Annotated in this window: 12 protein-coding genes; 5 read left to right on the forward strand and 7 right to left on the reverse strand. The window is 69.7% G+C overall.

Features of this window, described 5'->3' with window-relative positions; all coding sequences use genetic code 11:
- Nucleotides 1-118: 118 nt before the first annotated feature.
- Genes AC3IYJ_RS13205 through AC3IYJ_RS13220 form a run of 4 tightly spaced genes read left to right on the forward strand, consistent with a single transcriptional unit; the run spans nucleotide 119 to nucleotide 3,262 of the window.
- Nucleotides 119-1,087 carry a metal ABC transporter substrate-binding protein gene (locus AC3IYJ_RS13205; RefSeq protein WP_489401498.1) on the forward strand — a complete coding sequence of 323 codons (969 nt, stop codon included), beginning with the start codon at nucleotides 119-121 and terminating at the stop codon, nucleotides 1,085-1,087.
- A gap of 29 nt (nucleotides 1,088-1,116) precedes the next feature.
- Nucleotides 1,117-1,908: a metal ABC transporter ATP-binding protein gene (locus tag AC3IYJ_RS13210; RefSeq protein ID WP_489401499.1), complete on the forward strand. Its 792-nt coding sequence runs from the start codon at nucleotides 1,117-1,119 to the stop codon at nucleotides 1,906-1,908.
- Complete coding sequence (locus AC3IYJ_RS13215; RefSeq protein WP_489401500.1) at nucleotides 1,908-2,774, forward strand: metal ABC transporter permease; 867 nt, start codon at nucleotides 1,908-1,910, stop codon at nucleotides 2,772-2,774. Before AC3IYJ_RS13210 ends, AC3IYJ_RS13215 begins: the two co-directional genes overlap by 1 nt.
- Nucleotides 2,775-2,833: 59 nt before the next feature.
- The gene (locus tag AC3IYJ_RS13220; protein WP_384654143.1) at nucleotides 2,834-3,262 is read left to right on the forward strand and encodes a Fur family transcriptional regulator; all 429 of its coding nucleotides are present in this window, start codon (nucleotides 2,834-2,836) and stop codon (nucleotides 3,260-3,262) included.
- 17 nt (nucleotides 3,263-3,279) lie between these two features.
- Here the strand turns inward: AC3IYJ_RS13220 and AC3IYJ_RS13225 are convergent, their stop codons facing one another.
- The 7 genes from AC3IYJ_RS13225 to leuA all read right to left on the reverse strand — a co-directional run bounded on the left by AC3IYJ_RS13225 (nucleotide 3,280) and on the right by leuA (nucleotide 10,935).
- Entirely contained in the window at nucleotides 3,280-3,810 is a 531-nt protein-coding gene (locus AC3IYJ_RS13225) for a YcxB family protein (RefSeq protein ID WP_489401501.1), read from the reverse strand.
- 80 nt (nucleotides 3,811-3,890) lie between these two features.
- A complete protein-coding gene (locus AC3IYJ_RS13230) occupies nucleotides 3,891-4,070 on the reverse strand; it encodes a YcxB family protein (RefSeq protein WP_489401502.1) in 180 nt (59 codons plus the stop codon).
- A gap of 194 nt (nucleotides 4,071-4,264) precedes the next feature.
- A complete protein-coding gene (locus AC3IYJ_RS13235) occupies nucleotides 4,265-5,089 on the reverse strand; it encodes an isoprenyl transferase (protein ID WP_489401503.1) in 825 nt (274 codons plus the stop codon).
- Nucleotides 5,090-5,101: 12 nt separating this feature from the next.
- Nucleotides 5,102-5,848, reverse strand: a complete 747-nt coding sequence (gene recO / locus AC3IYJ_RS13240) for a DNA repair protein RecO (RefSeq protein WP_214950820.1) — start codon at nucleotides 5,846-5,848, stop codon at nucleotides 5,102-5,104.
- A 104-nt stretch (nucleotides 5,849-5,952) separates the two neighbouring features.
- Nucleotides 5,953-7,449: a nucleobase:cation symporter-2 family protein gene (locus AC3IYJ_RS13245; RefSeq protein WP_489401504.1), complete on the reverse strand. Its 1,497-nt coding sequence runs from the start codon at nucleotides 7,447-7,449 to the stop codon at nucleotides 5,953-5,955.
- Nucleotides 7,450-8,239: 790 nt separating this feature from the next.
- Entirely contained in the window at nucleotides 8,240-8,935 is a 696-nt protein-coding gene (locus AC3IYJ_RS13250; RefSeq protein ID WP_489401505.1) for a TerB family tellurite resistance protein, read from the reverse strand.
- A 236-nt stretch (nucleotides 8,936-9,171) separates the two neighbouring features.
- The gene (gene leuA / locus AC3IYJ_RS13255) at nucleotides 9,172-10,935 is read right to left on the reverse strand and encodes a 2-isopropylmalate synthase (protein WP_489401506.1); all 1,764 of its coding nucleotides are present in this window, start codon (nucleotides 10,933-10,935) and stop codon (nucleotides 9,172-9,174) included.
- A gap of 376 nt (nucleotides 10,936-11,311) precedes the next feature.
- On the opposite strand from leuA, the gene AC3IYJ_RS13260 reads away from it, so the two are divergent.
- The gene (locus AC3IYJ_RS13260) at nucleotides 11,312-12,367 is read left to right on the forward strand and encodes a M4 family metallopeptidase (RefSeq protein WP_489401507.1); all 1,056 of its coding nucleotides are present in this window, start codon (nucleotides 11,312-11,314) and stop codon (nucleotides 12,365-12,367) included.
- Nucleotides 12,368-12,373: the final 6 nt, after the last annotated feature.

The raw sequence follows: 12,373 nt of genomic DNA on the forward strand, positions 1-12,373 counted from the left end.
CAAGGTTACCGGCGCCCGCACCCCCCCTTTCAAATCGGGACCCCTGTTCACGGGCGCTCCACGCCCCTCTCACCAGGGTTTTTGACAATCGTTTCCATCTTTGATGAAAATGGATGTCATGAACGTACGACGCCTCATACCCACCGCCGCCCTCGCCGGAGCCGTTGCCCTCGCCGCCACGGCCCTCACCGCCTGCTCGGGCGCTGCCGGAGCCACCGGCGGCAAGGACGGCAAGCTCGACGTGATGGCGTCCTTCTATCCCATGCAGTTCCTCGCCGAGCAGATCGGCAAGGAGCACGTGAAGGTCGACACCCTGACCAAGCCCGGGGTCGAACCGCACGACCTGGAAATCACCCCGAAGCAGACCGCGCAGCTCGGCGAGGCCGATGTGGTCCTCTACCTCAAGACGCTGCAGCCTGCCGTCGACAAGGCCGTCGCCCAGTCCGGCGTGAAGAACGTCGTCGACGCCGCCACCCTCACCAAGCTGGAGGTGCACGGCAACTCCGGGCACGACCACGGCGAGGAGGGCCACACGGAGGGCGACGGCCACAGCCACGGCGAGGCCGGCGAGGACCCCCACGTCTGGCTCGACCCGGTCAAGTACGCGGAGATCGCCAAGGGCGTGGGCGCGGCCCTGGAGAAGTCCGACCCCGACCACGCGGCGGACTACAAGAAGAACACCGACGAGCTGGTCGCCAAACTGGGCGCGCTCGACACCGAGTTCAAGGACGGCCTGAAGAACACGGCCTCCAAGACCTTCATCACCACCCACTCCGCCTTCGGCTACCTCTCCGAGCGCTACGGCCTCGACCAGGAGGGCATCTCCGGCGTCGACCCCGAGTCCGAGCCGAGCCCGGCCCGGATGAAGGACCTGCAGGCCATCGCCAAGAAGGACAATGTCTCGACGGTGTTCTTCGAGACCCTGGCCAGCGACAAGACTGCCAAGACCCTCGCCGCGGACACCGGCCTGAAGACCGACGTCCTGGACCCCCTCGAGGGAATCACGGACAAGTCCCAGGGCGCTGACTACTTCGAGGTCATGCGGTCCAACCTGAAGAACCTGCAGAAGGCGCTCGGCAACAAGTAATGGCAGTAGTAGCAACGGAGGCGCGAGCCATGGAGTCCGAGCCCACGCAGGCACAGGACCAGCCCGTCATATCCCTGCGCGGGGCCACGGCCTCGCTCGGCTCGCGCCCCGTGCTGCGCGGCGTCGACCTCACCGTCCGTCGCGGTGAGGTCGTCGCCCTGCTCGGCGCCAACGGCTCCGGCAAGTCCACGGCCGTGCGCGCCGTGGTCGGCCAGGTCCCGCTGAGCGACGGCGCCCTCTCCCTCTTCGGCACCGACTTCAAGCGCTTCCGCAACTGGTCGCGCATCGGGTACGTCCCGCAGCGCACCACCGCCGCCAGCGGCGTCCCCGCCACCGTCCGCGAGGTGGTCTCCGCGGGCCGCCTCGCGCGCACCCGCTTCGGGTTCCTGCGGGCGGCCGACAAGGCCGCCGTCGAACGCGCGCTGGACCTGGTCGACATGGGCTCCTACGCCGACGCCTCGGTCAACGCCCTCTCCGGCGGGCAGCACCAGCGGGTGCTCATCGCCCGCGCGCTCGCCGTCGAACCCGAACTCCTGATCATGGACGAGCCGATGGCCGGCGTGGACCTGGCCAACCAGGAGGTCCTGGCGAACGCCCTGCGCACCCAGGTCGCCGCCGGCGTCACCGTCCTGCTCGTGCTCCACGAGCTGGGCCCGCTGGAGCCGCTGATCGACCGGGCCGTCGTCCTGCGCGACGGCTGCGTCATGCACGACGGACCGCCCCCGGAGGCCCTGGGGCAGCACGCGCTGCCCGGCCACGACCACGTACACCCCCACGCGGCGCACGACGCCGAGCCGCTCCGGACGGGACTGCTGAGCTGATGGACATCCTCGACTACGCCTTCATGCAGCGGGCCCTGATCGCCGCCGCCCTGGTCGGCCTCACGGCCCCCGCGATCGGCACGTACCTCGTACAGCGCCGCCAGGCCATCATGGGCGACGGCATCGGGCACGTGGCCATGACCGGCGTCGCGCTCGGCTTCCTGCTCAACATGAGCCCGGTGTGGATGGCCACCCTGGTCGCCGTCGTCGGCGCGGTCGGCATGGAGCTGATCCGCTCGCGCGGCAGGACCAGCGGGGACATCGCGCTCGCCATGCTCTTCTACGGCGGCATGGCCGGCGGCGTCATGATCATCAATCTGGCTCCGGGCGGCTCCACGGCCAACCTGACCAGCTTCCTGTTCGGGTCCATCACGACGGTCTCGCCCGAGGACACCGTCACCGCCGTGATCCTCGCCCTGTTCGTCATCGCGGTCACCGTCGGCCTGCGCCGCCAGCTGTTCGCGGTCTGCCAGGACGAGGAGTTCGCCCGGGTCACCGGCCTTCCGGTGCGCTTCCTGAACCTGCTGATGGCGGTCACCGCCGCCGTCACCGTCACCGTCGCGATGCGCATCGTCGGCCTGCTGCTGGTCAGCGCCATGATGGTGATCCCCGTCGCTGCCGCCCAGCGCGTCACCCGGGGCTTCACCGCCACCCTGGGCCTGGCCATGCTCATCGGCGTCCTGGTCTCGCTCTCCGGTACGGCCGCGACCTACTACGTCAACGCGCCCTCCGGCGGAGCCATCGTCCTGCTCGCCATCGCCGTGTTCGTCGTGATGACTGCGGTGTCCACCCCCCTGGCCCGGCGCCGGGCAAAGGCCGCACGGGCCGAGGAAGAAGTCTGCACACGGGATGACGTAAGGGTCTGAAGGCCTCGGGCGCCCTTGTGCCTGGCACAATGGGCCGAGGCCGAAACGAGGAGGAACCGGTGGCGACTGCGCCTGGCGAGATGAATACCGCGCCAGTACGAGGACGATCCACTCGGCAGCGGACCGCCGTCGCGGCGGCGCTGGACGAGGTGGACGAGTTCCGCAGCGCCCAGGAACTCCACGACATGCTCAAGCACCGCGGCGACTCCGTGGGCCTGACCACCGTCTACCGCACCCTGCAGTCCCTCGCGGACGCCGGTGAGGTGGACGTGCTGCGCACCAGCGACGGCGAGTCCGTCTACCGCCGCTGCTCCACCGGGGACCACCACCACCACCTGGTCTGCCGCAAGTGCGGCAAGGCCGTCGAGGTGGAGGGCCCGGCGGTGGAGAAGTGGGCGGAGGCCATCGCGGCCGAGCACGGCTACGTGAACGTCGCCCACACGGTGGAGATCTTCGGCACCTGCGCGGACTGCGCGGCCAACGCCTAGGCCGTACCCGGCCCTCGTCAGATCCGCCTGAGGTTCTGGTCGAGCAGGGCTCGGAGGCGGTCGATGTCGGCCGGGTCCGCCGCTCCGCGCTTGGGCAGGATGGTCATCGCCGCCGCCCGCTTCGCGAAGCTGAGCGTGACGAAGGTGTCGGCCGTCTCCGCGTACAGCGGCTGCGCGGCCCAGCCGATGCGGGTCTCGGTGTCCTTCGTGCTCACCCGCAGCCCGGTGGCCGTCACCAGCGCCGTGGTCTCCCCCGCCTTGGCCAGCAGCCCGGCGAAGGCCCGCGCCGTGAGCTGCGGGCCGAGGAGCGTGACCGCGAGGATCAGCACGCCGCCGACGAAGGACGCCAGGGGTGTACCGATCGGCCCGTGCCCCAGCAACGCCAGCCCGCCGAGGCAGACCAGCACCGTCCCGAAGCAGATCAACAGCCACCGCCTGCGGCGCCCTGCGGGCAGCCGGGAATCGCGTACCCGGACCGCCTGCGCGACGTCCGCCACGGTGGTCCGGTAGACGAGCCGTACCTCGACCTGCTCCCCCTGCATGTCCATGACAGCGGACCCTACAGCGACGACGCGATCCCGGCGAAGGCCCTTCGCGTTCATGGCGGGCGAGGGCCGCGCAGCCCGGGCTAGAGCCTTCGCAGGTTCCGGCCCAGGATCTCGCGCAGCCGGTCGATGTCGGCCGGCTCCTCGGCCCCGCGCTTCGGCAGCGCCGCGAGGCAGCCCGCGCGGGGGCCGCCGATCAGGACGAAGAGTTCCGGTGTCTCGGCGTAGGCCGAGAAGAGCTTCCAGTCGGTCGTGTACGACATGGTCCCGCCCGTGGTCGCGGTACCCCGCTCAGCGGGAGCAGGACCGTCTCCGCCCGTCCCGCTCCCGTCCGCCGGGCACGCTCCCGGACGACCTGCCGGAAGTCGGCGACCGTCAGCCGGCAGACGAAGGCGGCCTGCTCGGTCCGCTGTGTTTGCTCCCCACCCTTGTTCATGGCACGGACCGTAGGTGACGCTCAGGCCGAGGTGCCCGGCTCCCCCTGGTTCGGGACGGCTCCGCCGAAGCGGCGGTCGCGCTGGGCGTACTCGTAGCAGGCCTGCCAGAGGTTGCGGCGGTCGAAGTCCGGCCACAGCACGTCCTGGAAGACCATCTCGGCGTACGCGCTCTGCCAGAGCAGGTAGTTGGAGGTGCGCTGCTCGCCGCTGGGGCGCAGGAAGAGGTCCACGTCCGGCATGTCCGGGTAGTACATGTACTTCGCGAAGGTCTTCTCGTTGACCTTCGAGGGGTCGAGCCGGCCCGCCGCCACGTCCCGGGCGATCGCCTGCGCCGCGTCCGCGATCTCCGCGCGGCCGCCGTAGTTGACGCAGAAGTACAGGGTCATCGCGTCGTTGTCGACGGTCTGCTCCTGCGCGACCTGGAGCTCCTGGACCACCGACTTCCACATCTTCGGCATGCGGCCGGTCCAGCGGATTCGGATGCCGAGCTCGTTCATCTCGTCGCGGCGGCGCCGGATGACATCGCGGTTGAAGTTCATCAGGAAGCGCACCTCGTCGGGCGAGCGCTTCCAGTTCTCCGTCGAGAAGGCGTACAGGGAAAGGTTCTTGACGCCCATCTCCAGGCAGCCCTTGAGCACGTCGAGCACGACGCCCTCGCCCACCTTGTGGCCCTCGGTGCGCGGCAGCCCGCGCTCCTTGGCCCAGCGGCCGTTGCCGTCCATGACGATCGCGACGTGGTTCGGGACCAGCTCGCCGGGGATCTTCGGCGGGCGCTCACCGGACGGGTGCGGCTCGGGAACCTTGTACTCGCGGCGAGAGCGTCCCAGAATCCCGCGTCGTGCCATGTTGCCCAGCTCCTATTTCTCGACGTATCGCAGGGAGCGTAGCCCGCGCTCCAGATGCCAGTGCAGATAGGCGGAGACCAGCCCGCTGCCCTCCCGCACGTGACGCGCCTCGCACGCGTCGGCATGCCCCCAGTCGCCCGTCAGCAGGGCGCTGAGCAGGGCGATGGCCTCCGACGAGGGTACGACGCTGCCGGGGACGCGGCAGTCCCCGCATATGACCCCGCCCGCGCCGACGGAGAAGTGCCGGTTGGGGCCGTGGATCCCGCACTTCGCGCAGTCGTCGAAGCTGGGCGCGTAGCCGTTGACGGCGAGGGAGCGCAGCAGGAAGGCGTCGAGAATGAGGTTCGGCGCGTGCTCGCCGCGCGAGAGGGTGCGCAGGGCGCCGACGAGCAGCAGGTACTGCTGCACGGCGGGTTCGCCCTCGTGGTCGGTGAACCGCTCGGCGGTCTCCAGCATCGCGGTGCCGGCGGTGTAGCGGGCGTAGTCGGTGACGATGCCGTTGCCGTACGGGGCGATGATCTGGGTCTGGGTGCAGAGCGGCAGGCTGCGGCCGATCAGCTCGTTGCCGCGGGCGAAGAACTGCACGTCGGCGTGGGAGAAAGGTTCCAGCCCGGCACCGAATTTGGACTTCGTGCGCCGGACACCGCGGGCGACGGCCCGGACCCTGCCGTGGCCCCGGGTCAGCAGCGTGATGATGCGGTCCGCCTCACCCAGCTTCTGGGTGCGCAGCACGATGCCGTCGTCGCGGAACAGACTCATGGGCCCATTCTCCCGTACCCCACTGACACAACGGCCCCGGGCGGGGAACGCGGCAGCGCCCCCCGCACGGCGCGAGGCCGGGCGGGGGGCACCCCTTGGGAGGATCAGGCGGTCGGTGCGGGGGCGTGCTCGCCCTCGCCCGACTGGGCCGGTACGGCTGCCGTGGCCTTGGCGTCCGCCGCCGGAACGTCGGCCTGCGGAGCGTCGGCCTGCGGGACCTCGGTCGTCGGGGCGTCGTGCGCGCCGTCCTTGCCCAGACCGTTGAAGATCAGGTTCAGGAGGATGGCGGCGGTGGCACCGAGGGTCACGCCGCTGTTGAGCAGCGAGGACAGGTCCGCGTTCACGTGCTTGTCGAAGTAGGCCGGGACCGTGGCGGGGAAGAGCGCGAAGGCCAGCGAGACGCCGACGATCAGGGCGTTCTTCTCCTCCTTGAGGTCCACCTTGGCCAGGGTCTGGATACCGGCCAGGGCGACCATGCCGAACATCACGGTGGCGGCGCCGCCGAGCACGCCCGGCGGGACCGAGGCGACGACCGCGGCAGCCTTGGGGATGAGGCCGAGCACGATCATGAAGACACCCGCGGCCACGACCACGAAGCGGCTCTTGACCTTGGTCATCCGCACCAGGCCGACGTTCTCGGCGAAGGCGACGTAGGGGAAGGAGTTCAGCAGGCCACCGAGGGCGGTGGCGGCGCCGTCCGCCCGCAGGGCGCGGGCCACCGTCTCGCTGTCGATCTCCTTGCCGACGATGTCACCGACCGCGTAGGTGTCACCGGTCGTCTCGACCATGGTGATCAGCATGACGATCAGCATCAGGACGATCGGGAACCACTCGAACTTCGGGGCACCGAAGTGGAACGGCGTGGTGACGCCGATCCAGTCGGACTGGCCGACGTTGGCGAACTTGGCGTCCCCGAGCAGGAAGGCCGCGGCGGTGCCGCCGACCAGACCGAGCAGGATGCCGATGCTGCGCAGGAACGGTCCGCCGAACTTCATGAGGACCAGGATGAAGAGCATGGTGCCGGCGGCGTAGGCCAGCTGCGTCGGCACACCGCCGTCGCCGACGGTCGGGGCGCCACCGGCGGCGTCCTTGAGGCCGACCGGGATCAGGACGATGCCGAGGACCGTGATCACCGTGCCGGTGACCACCGGCGGGAAGAGTCGCATGACCGCCCGGAAGGCCTTGGCGGGCAGCCAGGCGAAGGCGAAGGTGGCGATACCGGCGGTGATGACGGCGCCGTAGATGACCAGCAGAGCGGCGGTGCCACCGCCGGCGCCGAGGCCGATGGCGATCATCGGGGAGACGGCCGTGAAGGTGACGCCCTGGATCAGCGGCAGCCGGGCACCGACCCGGCCGATGCCGAAGGCCTGGATGATCGAGGCGATACCGCAGGTGAAGAGGTCCGCGTTGATCAGGTAGACCAGCTGCTCGGGGCTCAGCTTCAGTGCGCTGCCCACGATGATCGGGACGATCACCGCGCCGGCGTAGAACGCGAGTACGTGCTGGAAGCCGTACAGCGCGAGCTTGGGGAGGGGGAGCACCTCGTCGACCGGGTGCGTGCTGGGCTCTCCGCTGGAAAGCCGGGCGGCGACACGTGCCATCTCTGCCTTGCCCTTCAAAAGGTAGGTAACGAGAGGAATCTGGTTATCCCTCGACGGAGTAGGTCGTTAACCCGTTTATCCGCCAGGGTTGTCAGTGCATTCACGTGAATCGAAGCTCCGCTGTGTTACCTGCGGCGTCTCGTCGTGTGACCGGAATTGAACGCCTGTGTGGCCGCTCACAGATATCGTCGACTTCCACAAAGTGTTGACGTACCGGAGCCTTCGATCTGGAGGTTTCTCCAGTGGCGGACCGTCCCGGGGTCCGCTATGGGCCGCACCGTGCGGAACAACCCGTTCCCTCTGCACGAACGCGAAGGCCTCACGAGGTGACGTGCTGGTTAAGGCTTCGCAGCCGTTCGACCGCGCAAACCAGAAGGCCTTCGTCCGGCTGTCCATTTGGTGGAAACCCTCACTACGGATGGAAGGGCTCCGCGGTTCAAACGGCGCGCGACGAGTGTGAATACGGGCACGTAGCGCCGGATCGTTACCTCGCCGGGGGCCGATTCCGACCGGCCTGGGACCCTCCACCGGCCCCGCGCCCGAGGGGTGAGACGGGGACGGAGGTCCGGAGGCTCCCGGACGCGGGTCTACGCTCCCGGCCCGCCCCATGGGTCCCGGACGCCCGCACCCTGATCCCGTTCGGCAACCCCGAGGCCCTGTGTGAGGCCCTGCGCCGCTCCATCGCGGCCCGCCCCGCCCCGGTGCGGCGCGGGACCGCCTGACGACCCCGGGGCCTGTCGTCGCACGGCCGTCGTCGCCCGCGGGGCGGGCGGGAACCCGACGACGGGCCCTACGGCGCCCGGACCGCCGACAGCAGCCGCGCGACCTCGTCCCCGTCGATGCGCAGGGCCGCGCCCACCGTGGACAGCACCTCGCGCTCCGCGGGGATGTACGGGCCGTCCGCCAGGGCCACGCGCGCCCCCTGCAGCAGGATGGATTCGCGCCCCGGGGCCGCCAGGTGCGGAGCCAGGGGTTCCAGGGCCTCGTGGAGTTCGATCGACAGCGCGGCGCCGCAGCAGTCGGGGCCGTCGTAGAGCCCGAGCCGTCCCTCGTCGGTGGCCAGCGCCTCCACGAGGGACTCCAGCTGGTCCTCGGTGCAGTCCTGGAACCCCGCGGACCGTACGGCGCCCACGGCGGCCTCCAGCGCGCTGCGCGAGGCCGTCCCGCCCGCGGCCAGCACGGCCAGCGTCACGGTGTGCACCGCGTCGCGCAGCAGCGCGGAGAAGCGGGTGGTGGTGAGGTGGTCGAGGATGTCGGTGGAGAAGCGCTCTCGGCAGCCCTGGCACTCGACGACGGGCCCGGCCTGCCCGCGCGGCAGCAGCGGCACGCCCAGGACGGTGAACCGGCGGCGCCCCGTGCGCCGTCGGTAGTTGCGGTCCCCACCGCAGTCGGGGCAGAAGAACTCCCCGTCCCCCACGGTGTTCCAGGTGGTGCGGACGCCCCAGACCGTCAGCTTCCGGCCGTCCCCACCCCGAACTGGCAGCACGTCGCACCTCCGTAACGTTCCGGCAACATCGCCGGGTTGGCGTGATGTTAGCCACATCAGTGAGGATGCGTCAGCAGTGTGACAAGACAACATCCGCCGGCCCCCGTACTTGGCCGATCCGCGCCCCCCGTGAACTCCCTGGCCGAGCGGGTGCGGAAACGACGGAACCCCGCCCTCCGGAAGGAGGAACGGGGTTCCGGACCGCCCACACGGGCGAGGTATCAGCCGGACGGGGATCAGCGACCCGCGCGGTTGACGGCGGAGATGACCGCCTTCAGGGAGGCACGGGTGGTGTTGGCGTCGATCCCGATGCCCCACAGGACGCGGCCGTCGATCGCGCACTCGATGTAGGAGGCCGCGACGGCGGAGGCGCCCTCGCTCATCGTGTGCTCGGTGTAGTCCAGCAGACGGGCGTCGATGCCGATGTCGGCCAGCGCGCTGAAGAAGGCCGAGATCGGACCGTTGCCGGTACCGTTCAGCACGGTCTCCACGCCGTCCACGACCGCCTCGACGGTCAGCGTGTCGGTGCCGTCCTTGTCGGTGGTGGTCTGGCCGGAGCGCAGCTGGATGCGACCCCACGAGTTCTCGGGGTTCGGCAGGTACTCGTCCTGGAAGACGTCCCAGATCGCCTTCGGGGTGACCTCGCCGCCCTCGGAGTCGGTCTTGGCCTGGATGATCCGGGAGAACTCGATCTGCATGCGGCGCGGCAGGTCCAGCTTGTGGTCGTTCTTCAGGACGTAGGCGATGCCGCCCTTGCCGGACTGCGAGTTGACCCGGATGACCGCCTCGTAGGAGCGGCCGACGTCCTTCGGGTCGATCGGCAGGTACGGGACCGCCCACTCGATGTCGTCGACGGTGACGCCCTTGGCGGCCGCGTCGGCCTCCATGGCGTCGAAGCCCTTCTTGATGGCGTCCTGGTGGGAGCCCGAGAAGGCGGTGTAGACGAGGTCGCCCGCGTAGGGGTGGCGCGGGTGGACTTCCATCTGGTTGCAGTACTCGCTGGTACGACGGATCTCGTCGATCTGCGAGAAGTCGATCTGCGGGTCGATGCCCTGCGAGAAGAGGTTCATGCCCAGCGTGATCAGGTCCACGTTGCCGGTGCGCTCGCCCTGACCGAACAGGCAGCCCTCGATGCGGTCGGCGCCAGCCATCAGGGCCAGCTCGGCCGCGGCCACGGCGGTGCCGCGGTCGTTGTGCGGGTGCACGGAGATGCAGATGTGCTCGCGGCGGGTCAGGTTGCGGGCCATCCACTCGAAGCGGTCCGCGTGGGTGGAGGGCGTGGAGCGCTCCACGGTGGCGGGCAGGTTCAGGATGATCTCGCGGCCCTCGGCCGGCTGCCACACGTCACAGACGGCCTCGCAGACCTCCAGGGCGAAGTCCAGCTCGGTGTCGGTGAAGATCTCCGGGCTGTACTGGTAGCCGAAGGTGGTCTCCGGGCCCAGCAGCTTCTCCGCGTACTCCATGACCAGGCGGGTGCCGTCGACGGCGATCTGCTTGATCTGCTCCTTCGAGCCGCGGAAGACGACGCGGCGGAAGGTGGGGGCGGTGGCGTTGTACAGGTGCACGGTGGCGCGCTTGGCGCCGACCAGCGATTCGACGGTCCGCTCGATCAGGTCCTCGCGGGCCTGGGTCAGTACGGAGATCGTCACGTCGTCCGGGATCGCGCCCTCTTCGATGATGGAGCGCACGAAGGCGAAGTCGGTCTCGCCGGAGGACGGGAAGCCGACCTCGATCTCCTTGTAGCCCATGCGCACCAGCAGGTCGAACATCTCGCGCTTGCGGGCGGGGGTCATCGGGTCGATCAGCGACTGGTTGCCGTCACGCAGGTCGGTGGACAGCCAGCGGGGGGCCTTGGTGACGCGGGCCTCGGGCCAGGTGCGGTCCGGGATGTCCACCTGCTCGTAGGAGCCGTACTTGTGGATCGGCATTCCGGAGGGCTTCTGGGTGTGGGTCGCGTTGGTGATGGGTGTGGGGCGACCGACAAAAGGCTGCTGGCTCATGGCGTTGGGCTCCTCGCGTGTCCGCGTGTAGTTCGCTGGGACGGCCGACGGCGGTCGTAAAAACCGCAACACCAAACTCCGCGGGGAGGGGGCCGGCCTACGACTACAGACCCTCGCCGCGGCAGCTAAGGAGAAGCAGCCCGAAACGCATGATGGGCCGAGCCTAACCGAGCCGCCCCGTAATGCGGGGGCCTGTTTCAGTATGCAAGACCCGAGGGTCCGATTTGCCCTCTTTGTGAGCTAAGCCTCTTTTCATCTTCGATGCCCGCCCGAGGTCCGTCCGATCCGTCAACGCGGCGCAGCCACTTTCAGACAACTGAATGAATCATGGTCGCCCCTAGTGACACAGCCGTCACCCACTGCCACATTGCCGGGCATGGATGCCACCCACAGCCACCGCCGTCCCGTCTTCTGCACCGTGGTGCCCCCGCACCTCCTGGACAGGATCGCCCTGTCCGACGACCCCGCCCGCGCGGCCGCCGCGCGCCGGACCCTCGAACTCGACGCCTCGAACCGCGTCCGGCGTCAGCTGTCCGTCCTGCCCCCGGCCGGGGACGGGCCGTCCGAGACGCCCCGGCGGACCATTTACGACGCCCAGCACCGTACCCGGCTCCCGGGCAAGAAGATCCGCGGCGAGGGCGAGGACGTGAGCAAGGACGTCAGCGTCAACCGCGCCTACGCCGGGCTCGGGGCCACCTTCGAGCTGTACCTCAAGGCCTACGGGCGCCACTCCATCGACGGCGCCGGCCTGCCGCTGGACGCGACCGTCCATTACGACCGGCTGTACAACAACGCCTTCTGGGACGGCAGCCAGATGGTGTTCGGTGACGGGGACGGGGACCTGTTCCTGGACTTCACCGTCTCGGTGGACGTCATCGGGCACGAGCTGACCCACGGGGTCACCCAGCACACCGCCAACCTCGCCTACCACGACCAGTCGGGCGCGCTCAACGAGTCCATGTCCGACGTCTTCGGCTCCCTCATCAAGCAGTACTCCCTGAACCAGACCGCCGAGGAGGCCGACTGGCTGATCGGCGCCGGGCTGCTGGGGCCGGCCGTCGACAGCGGCATGGCCCTGCGGTCGATGAAGGCGCCCGGGACGGCGTACGAGGACGACGAGCTCGGCAAGGACCCGCAGCCGGCGACGATGGACGGCTACGTCCGCACCTCCCGCGACAACGGCGGCGTGCACATCAATTCCGGCATCCCCAACCACGCCTTCTACATCGCGGCGAGCGAGCTCGGAGGCAAGGCCTGGGAGCGGACCGGCCAGATCTGGTACGACACCCTGACCGGCGGGGAACTGGCCTCGGACGCCGGATTCGCGGACTTCGCCCGCCTGACGGTCGCCGCCGCCGTGGCCCGGTACGGCGAGGGCGGCGCGGAACACCAGGCGCTCCAGAAGGCGTGGTCCGCGGTCGGCCTGGGGTAGGAACCC

This window comes from Streptomyces sp. GL_140, assembly GCF_057834465.1.